The organism is Klenkia taihuensis (assembly GCF_900112525.1).
Lineage (GTDB): Bacteria > Actinomycetota > Actinomycetes > Mycobacteriales > Geodermatophilaceae > Klenkia > Klenkia taihuensis.
The window spans coordinates 574,114-591,554 of the sequence record NZ_FOMD01000004.1; the positions used below are offsets into that span (position 1 = coordinate 574,114).

The 17,441-nt window shown below is 75.5% G+C and carries 14 protein-coding genes; 6 read left to right on the top strand and 8 right to left on the bottom strand.

What is annotated here, in order from left to right:
• Positions 1 to 50 precede the first annotated feature (50 nt).
• Positions 51 to 1,277, top strand: coding sequence for an MFS transporter (locus tag BM158_RS18725; protein ID WP_229827760.1), 1,227 nt, complete (start codon positions 51 to 53; stop codon positions 1,275 to 1,277).
• A 4-nt stretch (positions 1,278 to 1,281) separates the two neighbouring features.
• On the opposite strand, the gene BM158_RS21890 is transcribed toward BM158_RS18725, so the two are convergent.
• On the bottom strand, positions 1,282 to 1,449 hold the full coding sequence (locus tag BM158_RS21890) for a hypothetical protein (RefSeq protein WP_165629017.1): 168 nt from the start codon (positions 1,447 to 1,449) through the stop codon (positions 1,282 to 1,284).
• Complete coding sequence (gene malQ, locus BM158_RS18730; RefSeq protein WP_409359892.1) at positions 1,446 to 3,290, bottom strand: 4-alpha-glucanotransferase; 1,845 nt, start codon at positions 3,288 to 3,290, stop codon at positions 1,446 to 1,448. Before malQ ends, BM158_RS21890 begins: the two co-directional genes overlap by 4 nt.
• Before the next feature lie 34 nt (positions 3,291 to 3,324).
• Here malQ and BM158_RS18735 point away from each other — a divergent pair, with 34 nt between their 5' ends.
• The gene (locus tag BM158_RS18735) at positions 3,325 to 3,975 is read left to right on the top strand and encodes a hypothetical protein (protein WP_131802074.1); all 651 of its coding nucleotides are present in this window, start codon (positions 3,325 to 3,327) and stop codon (positions 3,973 to 3,975) included.
• A 2-nt stretch (positions 3,976 to 3,977) separates the two neighbouring features.
• On the opposite strand, the gene BM158_RS18740 is transcribed toward BM158_RS18735, so the two are convergent.
• Positions 3,978 to 4,802, bottom strand: a complete 825-nt coding sequence (locus BM158_RS18740) for an HpcH/HpaI aldolase/citrate lyase family protein (RefSeq protein WP_229827758.1) — start codon at positions 4,800 to 4,802, stop codon at positions 3,978 to 3,980.
• Between the two features lie 47 nt (positions 4,803 to 4,849).
• Entirely contained in the window at positions 4,850 to 7,258 is a 2,409-nt protein-coding gene (gene hrpB, locus BM158_RS18745) for an ATP-dependent helicase HrpB (RefSeq protein ID WP_229827757.1), read from the bottom strand.
• A 94-nt stretch (positions 7,259 to 7,352) separates the two neighbouring features.
• On the opposite strand from hrpB, the gene BM158_RS18750 reads away from it, so the two are divergent.
• Genes BM158_RS18750 through BM158_RS18765 form a run of 4 tightly spaced genes read left to right on the top strand, consistent with a single transcriptional unit; the run spans position 7,353 to position 11,232 of the window.
• Complete coding sequence (locus BM158_RS18750) at positions 7,353 to 8,402, top strand: TIGR03885 family FMN-dependent LLM class oxidoreductase (RefSeq protein ID WP_091563003.1); 1,050 nt, start codon at positions 7,353 to 7,355, stop codon at positions 8,400 to 8,402.
• The gene (locus BM158_RS18755) at positions 8,399 to 10,069 is read left to right on the top strand and encodes an alpha-amylase family protein (protein ID WP_091563006.1); all 1,671 of its coding nucleotides are present in this window, start codon (positions 8,399 to 8,401) and stop codon (positions 10,067 to 10,069) included. The genes BM158_RS18750 and BM158_RS18755 overlap by 4 nt, the downstream gene beginning before the upstream one ends.
• On the top strand, positions 10,066 to 10,656 hold the full coding sequence (locus BM158_RS18760) for a helix-turn-helix domain-containing protein (protein ID WP_091563010.1): 591 nt from the start codon (positions 10,066 to 10,068) through the stop codon (positions 10,654 to 10,656). The genes BM158_RS18755 and BM158_RS18760 overlap by 4 nt, the downstream gene beginning before the upstream one ends.
• A gap of 21 nt (positions 10,657 to 10,677) precedes the next feature.
• Entirely contained in the window at positions 10,678 to 11,232 is a 555-nt protein-coding gene (locus BM158_RS18765) for an isochorismatase family protein (protein WP_091563013.1), read from the top strand.
• A 13-nt stretch (positions 11,233 to 11,245) separates the two neighbouring features.
• Here BM158_RS18765 and BM158_RS18770 read toward each other — a convergent pair whose 3' ends face one another.
• The 4 genes from BM158_RS18770 to BM158_RS18785 form a co-directional block, all read right to left on the bottom strand.
• Positions 11,246 to 13,066 carry an HNH endonuclease signature motif containing protein gene (locus tag BM158_RS18770; protein WP_131802075.1) on the bottom strand — a complete coding sequence of 607 codons (1,821 nt, stop codon included), beginning with the start codon at positions 13,064 to 13,066 and terminating at the stop codon, positions 11,246 to 11,248.
• Positions 13,067 to 13,312: 246 nt separating this feature from the next.
• Positions 13,313 to 14,074 carry a sulfite exporter TauE/SafE family protein gene (locus tag BM158_RS18775; protein ID WP_091563019.1) on the bottom strand — a complete coding sequence of 254 codons (762 nt, stop codon included), beginning with the start codon at positions 14,072 to 14,074 and terminating at the stop codon, positions 13,313 to 13,315.
• The gene (locus tag BM158_RS18780; RefSeq protein WP_091563022.1) at positions 14,071 to 14,841 is read right to left on the bottom strand and encodes a sulfite exporter TauE/SafE family protein; all 771 of its coding nucleotides are present in this window, start codon (positions 14,839 to 14,841) and stop codon (positions 14,071 to 14,073) included. The genes BM158_RS18775 and BM158_RS18780 overlap by 4 nt, the downstream gene beginning before the upstream one ends.
• Positions 14,838 to 17,342, bottom strand: coding sequence for a DEAD/DEAH box helicase (locus BM158_RS18785; RefSeq protein ID WP_091563025.1), 2,505 nt, complete (start codon positions 17,340 to 17,342; stop codon positions 14,838 to 14,840). Before BM158_RS18785 ends, BM158_RS18780 begins: the two co-directional genes overlap by 4 nt.
• Between the last annotated feature and the right edge of the window lie 99 nt (positions 17,343 to 17,441).

The window sequence follows — 17,441 nt, forward strand, 5'->3', positions numbered from 1 at the left end:
GGGCGACCCCGGCTGGCCCCGGAGCGGTCACCGGTTGCAGGGTGGTCGCCGTGACCGTGACCGCCGAGCTGCCCGTCGGGCACCGGGCGGGGGAGCCGGGGCTGCGGCGGGCGTCGCTGGCCGTCTTCCTGGCCGGCATCGCCACCTTCGCGATGCTCTACGAGCCGCAGGCGCTGCTGCCCGAGCTGGCCCGCGCCTTCGACGTCGGCCCGGCGGCCTCGACGCTGTCCATCTCGGTGTCGACCGTGGCGCTGGCGGTGGGCCTGCTCGTGCTGGGGCCGCTGTCGGACCGGCGCGGCCGCACCGGGCTGCTGCAGCTGAGCCTGGCGGCGTCCGCGGTGCTGGCGGTGGCCATCGCGCTGGCCCCGACCTGGCCGGTGCTGCTGGGACTGCGCGGCCTGCAGGGCTTCGCGCTGGCCGGCCTGTCGGCGGTGGCGGTGGCCTACCTGCGGGAGGAGCTGCACCCCTCGGTCAGCTCGCGGGCGATCGGGCTGTTCATCGCCGGCAACGCCATCGGCGGGCTGACCGGCCGGCTGCTGGGTGGGTTCCTCACCGACCTGGGCGGCTGGCGGGTGGCCCTGGGCGGCGTGGCGGTGCTCGGGGTGGCCTGCGCGGTCGCCGTCCGGGTGCTGATGCCCCCGGCCCGCCGGTTCGTCCGGGTGGACCGCTCCACGCCGCTGCTGCGCTCGCTGGGCAGCGCCTTCACCGACCCGGCGCTGCTGATGCTCTACGCGGTGGCCGCGTTCCTGATGGCGGCGTTCGTGGCGGTCTACAACGCCGGCACGTTCCGGCTGGAGTCCCCGCCCTACGACCTCACGCCCGCGCTGGCGTCGCTGGTGTTCCTGGCCTACCTGCTGGGCTCGGCGAGCTCGCCGACCGCGGGATGGCTGGCCGACCGGTCCAGCCGGCGGCTGGTCGTGCCGGTGTCGGTGCTGGTGATGGCCGGCGGGCTGGCGCTGACCCTGCTCGGCCCGCTGTGGTGCTTCGTGCTGGGCCTGTGCGTGCTCACCGTCGGGTTCTTCGCCGCGCACGCGGTGGCCAGCGGCTGGGTGGGTGCCCGGGCGGCGCTCGGCGGCCGGCCGGTCGGGCAGGCCGCCTCGCTGTACTCGTTCTGGTACTACGTCGGGTCCTCGGTGGGCGGCACGCTGGCCGGCAAGGCCTGGCAGGGCGCCGGGTGGACCGCGGTGGTGCTGCTGGCGGGCGGGTTCACGCTCGCCACGCTGCTGCTGACGGTGGCGCTGGGCCGGACCCGTTCCCTGGACCCGACCCAGCGCTGACGCCTCAGGCGTCGTCGGAGTCGACCAGCTCGCGCTCGTGCTGGGTGCGGGCGTCCAGGTTCTCCTGCGACGGGTGCGGGTCCTTGGCGTGCTCGCGGTGGTCGGGCGACACGTTCTCGGTGGGCACCATGACGTCGTCGGTGGTCGGGGTGTCCTGCTCGGGGCTGCTCATGCCCCACCCGTCCCCGACCCGCCCGAGGACGAAACCCGCAGCGCCCGGGCCACCGCCCTCACCCCGCGGTGGCCGGCCAGGTCCTCCACGGCGACCGGCAGGGGCAGCCGCCAGTTCGGCCGCTCCATCGCCCCGGGCACGTTCGGCCGGCGCTCCACGCCGAGCGCGTCGTCCAGGGTCGCGGAGACCAGCAGGCAGGGCGCGGTGGCCAGCAGGGCGTGCGCCCGCTCGACGGCCTTGGCCACGCCCATCCGCTTCGTGGGCCCGTCGGGGTGCTCGGTGAGGTGGGCGAGCAGCTGCTGGCGGTCCTTCTGCAGCTGCTCGCGCTCGCCGGTGCCCAGCTCGACCTGCTCGGCGACGTCGGACCCGGTCCACAGGCCCGCGACGGTGGGCAGGTCGTGCGTGGTGATGGCGCCCATCGCGGCGGCCGGCCAGTCGGCGGGGGCGTCGTCCTCGAACCACAGCAGCCGGTAGGACAGCACGCCGTGCTCGGCCATGGCCTCCCGCACGCCGTCCTCGACGGTGCCGAGGTCCTCGCCGACCACGACGGCCTGCGCGCGGTGGCTCTCCAGCGCGACGATGCCCAGCAGGTCCTCGGCCGGGTAGCGGACGTAGGCGCCCGCGGTCGGGTCGCCGCCGGGCACCCACCACAGCCGGAACAGGCCCATCACGTGGTCGATGCGCAGGCCGCCGGCGCCGGCCATGGTGGCCCGGATGCTCTCGACGAAGGGTGTGTAGTCCGCGGCGCGCAGCCGCCACGGCACCAGCGGCGGGGAGCCCCAGTCCTGGCCGCGGGCGTTGAAGGCGTCCGGCGGGGCGCCGACGCTGACGCCCTCGGCGAGCACCTCCTGCCAGGCCCAGGCGTCCGCGCCACCACCGGAGACGCCGATCGGCAGGTCCTGGATGACGGTGAGGTCGCCGGTGGCGTCGGTGAGCTGGCCGTCGAGCAGCCACTGCACCCAGGCGTGGAAGGCCACCTGCGGCTCGTGCGCGGTCGACCACTCCCGGACGGCGTCCCCGTGCGGGTCGCGCAGGCCGGCCGGCCAGGTGTGCCAGTCGGCGCCGTGCTCGTCGGCGATCGCGGCCCAGTTGGCCCAGTCCTGCAGCGCCTGGCCCTGGTGCCACCACCAGTCGCGGAAGCCCTCGGGGTGCGGGTCGGCGTCGAAGGTGCGCTGCAGGACGGCGCGCTTGAGCGCCCAGGTGGCGTCCCGGTCCAGCAGCTCGGCGGCGTTGAGCTCGGTGACCCGGGCCCGGTCGTCGTCGGTCAGCTGCACGCCGGGGACGTCGTCCAGGCGCAGGTACACCGGGTTGCGGAAGCGGCGGGTGGCCGGCAGGTAGGGGCTGTCCTCCTGCTCGGGGCCGGGGCCGACCGCGTGCAGGGGGTTGACCAGCACGAAGCCGGCACCCTGGGCCTGCGCCAGCTCCCGGACGGTGCGCAGGTCCGCCAGGTCGCCGACGCCGGCGCTGCCGTGCCCGCGGGCGGCGTAGAGCTGCACCGCCCAGCCCCAGCTGCGCTCGTCGGGCAGCCAGCAGCGACCCGGGTGCACCACCAGCAGCCGGTCGCGGCCGTCGGGGGTGCGGATGCGGTGGTAGCCCAGCGGCATGTCCTCGGGCAGCTCGCCGTCGACGTCCACGCTGGTGCCGTCCTCGCAGACCACGAGTGCCCGGTCGACCTCCAGCGCGTCCCCGGGGACGGCGACGATCGGCGCGGTGTCCTCGAGGTCGGCGGGCGGTTCGCCGATGACCTCGCGCAGCCGGTCGATGGTGTCCTGCTCGACGGTGTGCTCGGTGTCGAGCGCGTCGAGCCAGCGGTCGTCGATGCCCCAGCGGTCAGTGCTCACGTCGTCCATCCTCGGGGCTGGTGTCATGGGTGGCATGCCGACCTGGTTGCTGTGCCACCCGCCGCTGCTCAGCGCGGCGGTGCTGCGCCCGCTGGCCCGCGAGCTGACCGCCGCGGGGCACCGGGTGGCCGTCCCGGACCTGCGGGCGACCGTCGAGGTGGCGCAGGGCTGGTGGGACGCCTACACCCGGGGGGCGGCCGCCGGCGGGCCGGTCGACGTGGTGCTGGGGTTCTCCGGCGCCGGGGTGGTGCTGCCCTCGGTGGCCGCCGCGGTGGGCGCGCGCCGGGTGGTGTGGGTGGACGCCGTGGTCCCGGTGGAGCGCGGGGCCACCCTGCCCTCGGCCGACCTGCGCCGTGCGGTGGCCGGGCTGGCCCGCGACGGGCGCATCCCGCCGTGGCCGACCTGGTGGGGGCCCGACGCGATGGCCGACCTGGTGCCCGACCCGCAGCTGCGGGCCGAGATCTCCGCGGAGGCCCCCTCCCTCCCGCTGGACCTCTACGACGAGGAGGTGCCGGTGCCCGACCGCTGGCCGGACGCCGACGTCACCTACGTGCACCTCTCGCCGGCCTACGACCGGGACGCCGAGGAGGCCGCCCGGCGCGGCTGGCCGGTGGTCGGTGACGGGGCCGGCCTGCACACCGACGTCGCCACCGACCCCGGGCAGGTGGTGGCGCTGCTGGCCTGAGGTCAGGCGGGCTCGACGCCGAACGCCGTCGCCAGGTTCATGATCTTGCGGGCCCGGCCGAGGCGGGGCAGGTCGCTGCCGTCGCGGATGACCTGGCCGCGGGCGTCGAAGTCGGCGAGGAAGTCCGTCGCCCACGCCACGTCCGACGGGGTGGGGGAGATGACCTCGTTGATCACCGGCAGCTGGTCGATGACCAGGCACAGCTTGCCGGTCAGGCCCAGGGAGACGGTGACCTCGGTGGCGTCGCGCAGCACGCCGTGGCTGGAGCCGACGGTCGGGCCGTCGATCGGGCCGGGCAGGCCGCCGACCCGGCTGGCCACGACCAGGCGGGAGCGGGGGTAGGCCATGGCCAGGTCGTCGGCGGCGGTGCCGGTGTCGCGGCGGTAGTCACCCGAGCCGAAGGCCAGCCGGAACGCACCGCGGGCCTTGGCGATGTGCACGGCCTCCTCGATGCCCAGCGCGGACTCCACCAGCGCCAGCACGCGGGTGGCGCCGCCGAGCCGGTCGTAGGTCTCGGTGACGTGGCTGCCGTCCTCGGTCTTGGCCAGCATGACGCCGGCCAGGCCGGGCATGCCCGCCAGCGCCGCGACGTCGTCGGCCCAGAACGGGGTGGAGTGGTCGTTGATCCGCACCCACGCCTGGCGGTCGCGCCCGCTGGAGAGGTAGTCCACCACCGAGGCGCGGGCCTCGGGCTTGGCCTTGGGGTCCACCGCGTCCTCGATGTCGAGGATCACCTGGTCGGCGCGCGAGGCGAGCGCGGCGTCGAACTCGGCGTGGTCCCGGGCACCGTTGACCAGCAGCCAGGAGCGGGAGATGTCGGCTTCCACGTGTCGTCTCTGCACGGGCGGGATCATCCTCGACGCGGTGCTGTGACTCAGCTCCGGGGTTTCGCCCGGCGGGTCGGCACCGCGGCCGCCGGGTCCTCGGGCCAGGGGTGGCGGGGGTACCGCCCGCGCAGCTCGCTGCGGACGGCGGGGTAGCCGGTGGTCCAGAACCCGGCCAGGTCCCCGGTGGTGGCCACCACCCGCCGGGCCGGCGAGAGCAGCTCCAGCCGCAGCGGCCGGCCGGCGACCACCGGGGTCTCCCGCCAGCCGAAGGCCTCCTGCACCCGCATCGAGGCGGTCGGCACGTCGGGGTCGAGGTAGTCCACCCGGTGCGCGGTGCCACCGGGCACGACCACCTTCTCCGGGACGACGTCGTCCAGCGTGCCGGCGACCTGCCAGGGCACCAGCGCGCGCAGCGCCGCGACCAGGTCGAGCCGGCGCAGGTCGGCCCGGCTGCGGGCGGCCTGGAGCTGCGGGGTACCGGCCAGCGCGGCGGCCAGCGCGTCGTCGTCCACCGCGGGCCAGGGGTCGCCGAGCCCGGCGGCCGCCGCGGCCAGCCGCTGCCGCAGCGAGGTCGCCGCCGGTGTCCAGCGCAGCAGCGCCAGGCCCTCGGTGCGCAGGCCCGCGGCGACGGCCGCCGCGACCAGGGCGGGGTCGGGGTCGGGCAGCGGCCGCTCGGCGAGCACGACCGCGCCCAGCCGCTCGACGCGGGCGGCGCGGACGTCGCCGTCGCGCCACACCACCTCCGGGCCGTCGGTGTGCGCGCCGACCTCCAGCGCGGTGCCCCGGTCGACCGCGGCGGCCAGCCGGATGCGGGCGTCGCGCCGTCCCGGGGCCCGGTCGGCGGCCGCGACGGCCAGCCACTCCGCGCCGGCCAGCGCCGAGCCGGGCGGCAGCTCGGCGCCGGTGCCGGCGGCCAGCAGGTAGGTGCGCTCGGTGCCCGGCCGGCGGCGGGCCAGCCAGCCGGGGTGGGCCAGCGCGGCGACCAGCCCGACCGCGGTGTCGTCGGTGAGCGCGGTGCGCGGGACCCGCGGGACGGCCCGCTCCAGCCTCGCTGCGTCGTCGCGCCAGGGCCCTCCGCCCCGGAGCGCGGCGGCCAGGTCGTCGGTGCGCGGGGCGGCGTCGGCCGAGAGCAGCGCGACCACCTCGGCGGCGCGTCGGGAGCCGACCAGCGGGGCGCCGTCGAGCAGGGCGCGGGCCAGCCGGGGGTGCGCGCCCACGCCGGCCAGCCGGCGGCCGCGGTCGGTGACCCGCCCGTCCTCGTCCACGGCGCCGAGCTCGCGCAGCACCTGGCCGGCCACCTCGAGCGCCGCGGCCGGCGGCGGGTCGAGCAGCGCCAGCCCGGCGCCGCCGGGGGCGCCCCAGACGGCGAGCTCCAGGGCGACCGGGGTGAGGTCGGCGGTGGCCATCGCGGGTTCGGGTGCGGCGGGCCGGCGGGCGTGCTCGGCGGCCGACCACAGCCGGTGCACCCGGCCCGGCCCCTCGCGCCCGGCGCGGCCCGCGCGCTGGGTGGCGGCGGCCTGCGAGGCGGGGACGGTGACCAGGGTGCCCAGGCCGCGGGACAGGTCGACCCGGGGCGTGCGGGCGAGGCCCGCGTCGACCACCACCCGCACGCCGGGCACGGTCAGGCTGGACTCGGCGACGTCGGTGGCCAGCACCACCCGCCGGCCGTCGCGGGGGCGCAGCGCCGCGTCCTGCTCGGCCGACGGCAGCCGGCCGTGCAGCGGCAGGACGGCGGCGTCCACCCCGGCCAGCCGGCGCTGCACCGCGGCGATCTCCGCGACGCCGGGCAGGAACACCAGCACGTCGTGCGGGCCCTCGGCCAGCGCCTGCCGCACCGCGTCGGCGGCGGCGTCCAGCAGCCGGGGGTCCACGCCGGGCGCGGCGGGGACGCCGTGCCACACCACCTCGACGTCGTGCAGCGCGCCGGTCGCCTCGACCACCGGCGCCCCGCCGAGGAGCCCGGCCAGCCGCTCGGCCTGGGCGGTCGCCGACATCGCCAGCAGCCGCAGCTCCGGGCGCAGCGCCGCCCGGACGTCGAGGGCGAAGGCCAGCGCCAGGTCGGTGTCGGTGTGCCGCTCGTGCACCTCGTCCAGCACGACGACGTCCACCCCGGGCAGCTCCGGGTCGGCCTGCAGCCGGCGCACCAGCAGCCCGGTGGTGACCACCTCGACCCGGGTGGCGCCCGACCGCCGCGACTCCCCGCGGACGCTGAACCCGACCCGCTGCCCGACCGGTTCGCCGAGCAGGTCGGCCATCCGCCGGGCCGCGGCGCGGGCGGCCACCCGCCGCGGCTCGGCGACCAGCACCGTGCCGTGCGCGGCCAGCGCCAGCGGGACCAGGGTGGTCTTGCCGGTGCCCGGCGGGGCGACCAGGACGGCGCTGCCGTGCGCGTCCAGGGCCGCCGTCAGCTCGGGCAGGACGGCGCGCACCGGCAGGTCGACGTCCGCGGGCAGCACGGGGACCAGTGTCGGTCCCGCCGTGCGGCGACGGATCGGTTGCTCCCCGCAACCCGGGTCGCCCTACCGCGGGGTAGCCGCTAGACACGGCCCGGTGACCGTGATCGGCTTCCACGCCAGCCACGAGCAGATCCCCCCGTCGGAGCTGCTCACCGCCGTCCAGCACGCCGAGCGGGTCGGGTTCACCGCCGCCATGTGCTCGGACCACCTCGAGCCCTGGTCGGTGCGCCAGGGCCAGTCCGGGTTCGCCTGGTCCTGGCTCGGCGCCGCCCTGGCCACGACGTCCCTCCCGTTCGGGGCGGTGAACGCGCCCGGCCAGCGGTACCACCCGGTGGTCATCGCGCAGGCCGTCGCGACGCTGGCGCAGATGAACCCGGGCCGGTTCTGGGTGGCGCTGGGGTCGGGCGAGCTGATGAACGAGCACGTCACCGGGCAGCAGTGGCCCCGCAAGGAGCTGCGCGACGCCCGGCTGCGCGAGTGCGTCGACGTCATCCGCGCGCTGCTGGCCGGCGAGGAGGTCACCCACGACGGCCTGGTGACCGTCGACCGCGCCCGCGTCTGGTCGCTGCCCGAGCAGCAGCCCGCGCTGGTGTGCCCCGCGGTCACCGCCGCGACGGCCCGCCGGGGTGCGGACTGGGCCGACGGCCTGATCACCATCAACCAGCCGCACGACCGGCTGCGCGAGGTGCTCGGCGCCTACCGCGACGCCGGCGGGCACGGCCCGGCCACCGTGCAGGTGCACCTGTCCTGGGCGCCGGACGACGACGAGGCCCTCGAGATCGCCTACGACCAGTGGCGCTCGAACCTGCTGCCGCCCCCGACGTGCTGGGAGCTGGAGGGCGCGAAGAGCTTCGACCAGGTCGGCGAGCTGGTGACCCGCGACCAGGTGCGCGAGGCGGTGCGGGTGTCGGCGGACCTCGGGCAGCACGCGGCCTGGATCGCCGAGTACGCCGAGCTGGGCTTCGACCAGGTGGTGCTGCACCACGTCGGGCAGAGCCAGGAGCGGTTCCTCGACGCGTTCGGGTCCGACGTCCTGCCGCAGCTCGACGTCACCCGGCCCGGGCCCGCGGTGGCGATCGACCCACCGGGGCCGGAGGGCGTGCGCCGTCCCCAGCAGGAGCCGCAGCCGGCGGTGCTGGCGTGAGGGTCAGCGACACCGCCGACCTGTGGTGGAAGAACGCCGTCCTGTACTGCCTGGACGTCGAGACGTTCATGGACTGGGACGACGACGGCAGCGGCGACTTCCCCGGCCTGGTGCAGCGCCTGGACCACCTGGTCGACCTGGGCGTCACCTGCCTGTGGCTGATGCCCTTCTACCCGACCGCCGAGCGGGACGACGGCTACGACATCACCGACTTCTACGGCGTGGACCCCAAGCTCGGCACCCACGGCGACCTGGTCGAGCTGGTCCGGACCGCGCACGACCGTGGCCTGCGGGTGATCGCCGACCTGGTGGTCAACCACACCTCCGACCAGCACCCCTGGTTCAAGGAGTCCCGCCGGTCGAAGGACAGCCCCAAGCGCGACTGGTACGTGTGGCGGGCCGACGCACCGCCGGACACCAGTGACCAGGTGGTCTTCCCCGACCAGGAGGACTCGATCTGGGAGCTCGACGAGCGCACCGGCGAGTACTACCTGCACCAGTTCTACAAGACCCAGCCCGACCTGGACGTGACGAACCCGCTGGTCCGCGACGAGATCGCCAAGATCGTGGGGTTCTGGACGCAGCTGGGGCTGGACGGCTTCCGGATGGACGCCGTCCCGTTCCTGCTGGACACCAACGGCGCCGAGGCCGACCGGCTGCCCGACCCGCACGCCTGGATGCGCGACGTGCGCAGCTTCCTGGACCGCCGGACCAGCGGGGGGATCCTGCTCGGCGAGGTGAACCTGCCCTTCGAGCAGCAGCTGAAGTTCTTCGGCGGCGCCGACGGCGACGAGCTGACGATGCAGTTCGACTTCATCTCGATGCAGGCCACCTACCTGTCGCTGGCCCGCTGCGACGCCGGCCCGCTGACCCGTGCGCTCACCGGGCGGCCCGCGACGTCGCCGCACTCGCAGTGGGCGACGTTCGTGCGCAACCACGACGAGCTGACCCTGGACAAGCTGACCGAGGACGAGCGGCAGGAGGTCTTCGCCGCGTTCGGGCCCGACCCGGCGATGCAGATCTACGACCGCGGGCTGATCCGCCGGCTGCCGCCGATGCTCGGCGGGGACCCGCGGCGGGTGCGGATGGTCTACAGCCTGCTGTTCTCCCTGCCGGGGACGCCGACGATCTTCTACGGCGAGGAGATCGGCATGGGGGAGCAGCTCGACGTGGGCAGCCGCCTCGCCGTCCGCACCCCGATGCAGTGGACGTCGGGCACCAACGGCGGGTTCTCGCGGGCGAAGGCGTCGAAGCTGCCCGGCCCGGTGGTGACCGGCGGCTACGGGCCGGAGTTCGTCAACGTGGCCGACCAGCGCAAGGACCCCGACTCCCTGCTGTCGTTCTTCCGCCGGCTGGTCTCGCGCCGCAAGGAGTGCCCGGAGCTCGGCTGGGGCGAGTTCGAGGTGCTGGAGCAGCCGCACGCCGCGGTCCTCGCGCACCTGTGCTCCTGGGACGACGGTGCTCTGGTCGCGCTGCACAACCTCGGCCCGGAGCCCGCGGTGGTGCCGGTGGAGCTGGACGGCTGCGGGGCCGAGCACCTGCTGGCCGACCTGCTGGTGGAGGGGACGACGGCGCTGGACGAGCGGGGGCGGGCGGACGTGCCGCTGGAGGGCTACGGCTACCGGTGGCTGCGGGTGGTGGCGCCGGGGACGCGGCGGTTGCTGTGACCGCGCCGGACGACGACTCGGTCCTCGCCGGCGTCGGGCCGCGGCTGCGGGCGCTGCGGCAGCGGCGGGACCAGACGCTGACGGGGCTGTCGGCGGCGACGGGGATCTCGGTGAGCACGCTCTCGCGGTTGGAGTCCGGTGGGCGCAAGCCGACGCTGGAGCTGCTGCTGCCGATCGCGCGGGCGCACGGGGTGGCGCTGGACGAGCTGGTCGGGGCGCCGCGGGTGGGGGACCCGCGGGTGCGGGCGGACCCGGTCGAGATGCACGGCATGACGATGTGGCCGCTGTCGTCGCAGCCGGGGGGTCTGCAGGCCTACAAGCTGGTCGTGCGACCGGGGACGGGCCGGGGGGAGCCGGACCAGAAGACGCACGAGGGCTACGACTGGCTGTACGTGCTGTCGGGGCGGCTGCGGCTGGTGCTCGCGGAGCACGACCTGGTGCTGGGCCGGGGGGAGGCGGCGGAGTTCGACACCCGGACGCCGCACTGGTTCGGCAGCGCCGACGACCGGCCGGTGGAGCTGCTGGCGCTGTTCAGCAAGCAGGGGGAGCGGCTGCACCTGCGCGCCCGGCCGAAGGGGTCGGGCTGAGGGTCGTGGCAGGCTGCTGAGGTGGCCGTCTCCTCCCTGGACCCCGCCCGTACCGCGCTGGTCGTCGTGGACCTGCAGCGGGGGGTGGTGAGCCGCGACGTGGGTCCGCACCCGGCGGACACGGTGCTGGAGAACGCGCTGCAGCTGGCCGAGGCGTTCCGGGCGGCCGGGGCGCCGGTGGTGCTGGTGAAGGCCGAGCCGGGGGAGGCCCCGCCGGCGGACGCGGACGTGCAGCGGACGGCGGCGACCCCGCCGGTGGGCGACGTGGTGGACGAGCTGGCGCCGCTGGGTGACCTCGTGGTGGTCAAGCACGGGTGGAGCGCGTTCCACGGCACGGACCTGTCCTCGGAGCTGCGGGACCGCTCGGTGGACACGGTGGTGCTGGTCGGCCTGGCGACCAACATGGGCGTGGAGTCCACCGCGCGGGACGCCCGGGAGCACGGGTTCGCCGTCGTCGTGGTCGAGGACGCGACGAGCAGCACGGACGCCGTCATGCACGAGTTCGCCGTCGCCCGGATCTTCCCGCTCATCGCCCGCGTCACCACCACCGCCGGAGCCCTCGCCGCCCTCGCCTGACCCCGGCCGGGCGTCAGAAGGGCGGCGGGTCGGCCTCGTCCGCGGTGGGGGTGTTCTCCGGTGTCCCGGCCGCCGCGCGGGCGAGGGCAGCGTCGAGCTCGGCCTCGATCTCGGCGGCCAGGCGTGCCCGGTCGACCGCGGCCTGACGGCGGGCGGCGCGATCGTCCGGGGTGGGCGAGCGGAAGCGGGCGGGGGTGCGGCCGAAGAGACCGGTGAGCACGTCGGGGCACGTGGGTATCGACATGTCGACCTCGGCCATCCCGGCGGGCCGGGTGGTGCGGGTGGGACCGCCGGGCGGGGTGACGTGCAGCGTGCCGTCGGCGTCCATCGCGAACACCCAGCCCCGGGCGTGCGTCTTCAGCCGGTGGTGCCGTCGGCACAGGCACACCAGGTTCGACACGCACGTCGGGCCGCCCGCGGCCGGGTCGTCGTGGTCGCGGGGGACCACGTGGTCCAGGTCCGCATACTCCGCCGGCCGGGCGCAGCCGGGGAAGCGGCAGTGCCGGTCACGGGCCTTGACGAACCTGGTCTGCGCGGCGCTCGGGGCGTACCGGTCGACCGGTGGCGGCGGTCCGAGCCCGCCACCCCGCCGGACGGCCGCCCTCAGCTCCGCCGCCGAGGCCACGGCCCGGAGCCGCCCCGTGCCGTCGACGACCTCGAACCAGACCTCGCCGCCGTCGACCCGCGCGATCGGTCCGGCGGACGTCAGCGCCCCGAACCGGGCCAGGACCTCCGCGACCGCCACCGGCGTGACCGGCAGCCGACCCACCGACCCGACCCTGGACCCAGTGGGTGCAGGTGCAGGCGAGGAGTCGGACGAACTGCCGAGGTCGTCCGGCACGGGGCCGAGGTCGTCCAGGTCGGCGAGGTCCACCTGCAGCCGCAGGTGCCAGCAGGCGCGGGCGACCTCGTCGGGCACGCTGTCCCACGGCCGGGTGAGCAGCTGCTTGAGCGCATCGACCCGGAGCTGGCCGATGGGCCGCCGGTCGCCGGCCTTGTGCATCGTCGCAGCCATGGCGTCGAGCACCGCTTGCATGGCCGCTGCGTCCGCGGCGTCCAGCAGGTCGGCCCGCAGGCCGGCGAGGCCGTCGCCGCAGCCGGTGACGGAGACGTTCTGCTTCCGCTTCCTGCGCTCCGCCCGCCGCTGGGCCTCGGCCGGGTCCGCGGCGACGAGTGCACCGCCGATGCGGTCGGCGAGCGGGGTGGGGCCGATGCCCTCGCCGATCCAGCGCAGGCCCCGGGCGGCCACGGCGTCGACCACGTCGTCGTCCAGGCTCCCGCCCGCTGACCTCTTGCGGTGGGCGAGGGCGTCGACGAGCACCTGCGCGCGGCGGACGTCGACGCGACCGTCGGCCAGCGCTTCCCACACCCTGGGCAACTGCTCCACCAGGGCGCGCTGCCTGTCGACCAGGACGGACGCCGTCCCGGTGCCGATCCCGAGCACGACCGCGACCTCGTCGGGCACCCAGTCGTCCGGTCGGTCGGGGTCGTCGGGGTCGTCGGCGCGGGAGCCGGGGAGCGTGGACTGCCGGGGCTGCAGCTCCGCCAGTCGGGAGAGGGCGGCGGCCTGCAGTGCGTGCAGCTGCGCCTGCGCCTCGGCGACGTCGCGGAGCACGGCGTGCACCTCGGCCCGCCCGGTGGCGGACGTGACGAGCAGGTCGGCCAACCGGGTCGGGCGGTAGGTCAGGGTGGCTGTGTCGTCGTCGACCGCGACCTGGGCGATGCGCTCGGCCTCGAGGACGGCTGCGCGAGCGGCGGCGGAGGCGAAGACCTCGACCTGGGCGATGCCCAGCGAGACCCCGAGCCGGCTGCCGACCACCATGTCCTGCTGCACCGCCGCCACCTCCGTCTCGTTCGATCAGGTGTTCGAAGCCTACGGCACGGAAACGGCTAGGACAAGGCGAAACTGCAGGTCGGAGCCCCGTCCACAGCTATCGGCAGACCTGTCAGAGGGGTATGCCAGGATCCCGCGAGCCGCGAGCCGCGAGCCGCGAGCCGCGAGCCGCGAGCCGCGAGCCGCGAGCCGCGAGCCGCGAGCCGCGAGCCGCGAGCCGCGAGCCGCGAGCCGCTGAGAGCACGGTCAACCGAAGGCGTCGAAGCCCAGCTTGATGGCCAGCCCGAGGCCCAGGACGGCGATGACCCGGCGCAGCCAGGTGCCGTCGACCCGGCGCACCACCCGCGGGCCCAGCCGGCCACCGACGAAGAAGCCGAGGGCCAGCGGCAGCATCGCCGCCCAGGCCACGTCGGCGAACAGCGCGAAGCCGATCGCGGCCACCAGGTTGGCCACGAACAGCAGCACGTTCTTCGCCGCGTTGCCCCGGGCCACCGTCGTCCCGGTCGCCAGCAGGAACATCGCCAGCATGAGGACACCGGCCGCCGCCCCGAAGTAGCCGCCGTAGATCGCGATCGCGTACACCCCGACCGCCAGCCACCGGCCCGACCCGCCCGGGTGCCGGGCGCCCTCGACGGCCAGCTCCCGCGGCGGCCGCTGCACGAGGATCGCCACCGAGGCCCCGGCGATGAGGAAGGGCACGATGCGCTCGAACCCGCCGGCCGGGGTGATCAGCAGCAGCACGGTGCCGGTGACGCCGCCCAGCAGCGCGGCCACCGAGAGGCGCGCCAGCCGCCGTCCCTGCCCCACCAGCTCCGGGCGCGAGGCGCTCACCGACCCGACCCCGTTGAACACCAGCGCCACGGTGTTGGTCACGTTCGCCACCACCGGCGGCAGCCCGGCGGCCAGCAGCGCCGGGTAGCTGACCAGGGACGCCAACCCGGCGATCGAGCCCGCCAGCCCGCCACCGACGCCGGCGAGCAGCAGCAGCAGCCAGGTCAGCACGCTCACCGGGTCACCAGCACCACGATCGCCACGACCCCGACCGCGACGATCAGGGACCGGAGCAGCCAGGACGGCAGCCGGCGTCCGTACCGCCCGCCAAGGAAGCCCCCCACGAGCGACCCGGCCGCCACCAGGCCCGCGGCGACCCAGTCGACGCGGTCGGTGGCGACGACCGCGTAGGTGATCGCGGCGACGGCGTTCACGCCCAGGGTGAGCACGTTCTTCAGCGCGTTGAGCTGCTGCAGGGAGTGGGGGAGCAGCAGCCCGAACAGCCCGATCTGCAGCACGCCCTGGCTGGCCGCGAAGTAGCCGCCGTACGTGCCGGTGGCGTAGGCGCACCCGAACAACGCCGCGGTCCGGCCCGGGCCCACGCGGTCGGTGGGCGAGGACCGGTGCCGGAGCCACCGCTGCAGCAGGGGCTGCACCGCGACCAGGACGACGGCGAGCGCCACCAGCACCGGGACGACGGTCTCGAACGCCGCGGCCGGCAGGTGCAGCAGCAGGAACGCCCCGGTCAGCGCCCCCAGCACCGACGCGGGGAACAGCGAGAGCAGCAGCCGGCGCTGGCCGGTCAGCTCACGCCGGTAGCCCAGCGCGCCGGTCAGGTTGCCCGGCACCAGGCCCATCGAGTTCGACACCGTCGCGGTCACCGGCGGCAGCCCGACGGCCAGCAGCACCGGGAAGGTCACCAGCGTTCCCGACCCGACGACGGCGTTGATGCCGCCCGCCGCCAGGCCGGCCGCGACGACGGCGACCATCTCCCAGACGGTCACGAGTCCTTGCGTCCGGCATCGACCACCCGCAGCACGGGTGCGCCCTGGTCGTCGGAGGCCTCCAGGTCGACCTCGACGTCGATGCCCCAGTCGTGGTCGCCGTCCGGGTCGTCGATGATCTGCCGCACCTCCCACACCCCCGGGCGCGAGGTGCGGTCGACGACGAACAGCCCCGGCCCGCGCGCGTCGGCGCCGGTGAGCACCTCGGTGTGCTGCGCGAAGTAGGCCCGCACGACCTCGCCCCAGCGCTCGGCGTCCCAGCCCGAGCCGGCGTCCAGCTCGCCCAGGTCGTACCAGCGCCGCCGGGCCCAGAACTGCACCCGCTGCCAGACCGCGTTGCGCACCATCGCGGTGAACGCCCGCACGTTGCCGGTCAGCGGCCGCGGTCGGGCGGGCACCGCGGGGACCGCGACGTCGGCGACCGGGTTCGTCAGCTCCTCCCACTCGTCCAGCAGCGACGAGTCCACCTGCCGCACCACCTCGCCCAGCCACTCGACGACGTCGGTGACCTCCTCGGTGCGGGCCTCGGCCGGGACGCCGGACCGCAACGCCCGGTAGGCGTCGGTCAGGTAGCGCAGCACCGCCCCCTCCGACCGGGTCAGCCCGTAGGCGTTGACCAGCTCGCGGAAGGTGTAGGCGTTCTCCCACATGTCCCGGACGACGGACTTCGGCGAGGGCTCCACCGCGGCGGCCCACGGGTTGCCGCGCACGAACGTCTCGTGCGCCGCCGCCAGCAGCTCCTCCAGCGGCTTGGGGTAGGTGACCTCCTCGAGGAGCTCCATCCGCTCCTCGTACTCGATGCCCTCGGCCTTCATCTCGGCCACGGCCTCGCCCCGGGCCTTGTTCAGCTGCGCGCCGAGGATCTGCCGCGGGTCGTCCAGCGTGGACTCGATGACGCTCACGACGTCGACCACGAAGGTCTCCGACGCCGGGTCCAGCAGGTCGATGACGGCGAGGGCGAACGTCGACAGCTGCTGGTTCAGCGCGAACCCCGGCGGCAGGTCACCGGTCAGCCGGTAGGTCGGCCGGCCGTCCACGACGACCCGCTCGACGACCTCGGCGGCGATGAGCGTGCGGCCGATGCCGATCGCGTCGCGGATGTGCTTGAGCTGCCGCTTGCGCGGCTCGTGGTTGTCGGTGAGCAGCTGCGCCAGTGCCGCCACCGGGTCGCCCGGGCGGGCCAGCACGTTGAGCAGCATCCCGGTGGTGACCTGGAAGTGGCTGGTCAGCGCCTCGGGCTCGGCGGTCTCCAGCCGCTGCGCCGTCGCCTCGCTCCACGGCACCATGCCCTCGGGCACCTTCTTGCGCACCAGCTTGCGGCGCTTCTTCGGGTCGTCGGCCACCTTGGCGAACTGCTTGAGGTTCTCCACCTCGTGCTCGGGCGCCTGGACGACGACGTACCCCGCGGTGTCGAACCCGGCGCGGCCGGCCCGCCCGGCGATCTGGTGGAACTCGCGCGCCGAGAGCAGCCGCATGCGGGTGCCGTCGTACTTGGACAGCGCGGAGAACACCACGGTGCGGATCGGCACGTTGATGCCCACGCCCAGGGTGTCGGTGCCGCAGATGACCTTGAGCAGCCCGGCCTGGGCCAGCTGCTCCACCAGCCGCCGGTACTTGGGCAGCATCCCGGCGTGGTGCACGCCGATCCCGTGCCGCACCAGCCGCGACAGCGTCGTCCCGAAGGCGCTGGAGAAGCGGAACCCGCCGATCAGGTCGGCGATCCTCGCCTTCTCCTCCTTGGTGCACACGTTGACGCTCATCAGCGCCTGCGCGCGCTCCAGCGCGGCGGCCTGGGTGAAGTGCACGACGTAGACCGGCGCCTGCCGGGTGTCCAGCAGCTCCTGGATCGTCTCGTGCGCCGGGGTGGTGGCGTAGCTGAAGTGCAGCGGCACCGGCCGCTCGGCGCCGGCAACCAGCGCGGTGGGCCGGCCGGTGCGGCGGGTGAGGTCCTCGCGCAGCGCGGTGGTGTCGCCGAGGGTGGCCGACATCAGCAGGAACTGGGCGCCCGGCAGCTCGAGGATGGGCACCTGCCAGGCCCAGCCGCGGTCGGGGTCGCCGTAGAAGTGGAACTCGTCCATGACGACCAGGCCGATGTCGGCCTCGGGGCCCTCGCGCAGCGCGATGTTGGCCAGCACCTCGGCGGTGCAGGCGATGATCGGGGCGTCGGCGTTGACCGCGGCGTCGCCGGTGAGCATGCCGACGTTCTCCGCGCCGAACACCCCGCACAGGGCGAAGAACTTCTCGCTGACCAGCGCCTTGATCGGCGCGGTGTAGAAGCTCACCCGGTCCTGGGCGAGCGCGGCGTACTGCGCGCCGGTCGCCACCAGCGACTTGCCCGACCCGGTGGGGGTCGCCAGCACCACGTTGGCGCCGCTGACCAGCTCGATCAGCGCCTCCTCCTGGTGCGGGTACAGCTCGGTGCCCGCCTCCGACGCCCAGGCGGCGAACTCGGTGAACAGGGTGTCGGCGTCGGCGCCGTCAGGAGGGGAGAGAACAGCCATGGTGTCCCCAGGGTCCCGCACGCGTGCCCGCCGGACGCCGGGGGTAGGGCGGGTGCGGGTCGAGGCCAGGCCGCGCACACCAGACCGAGGAGCCTGATC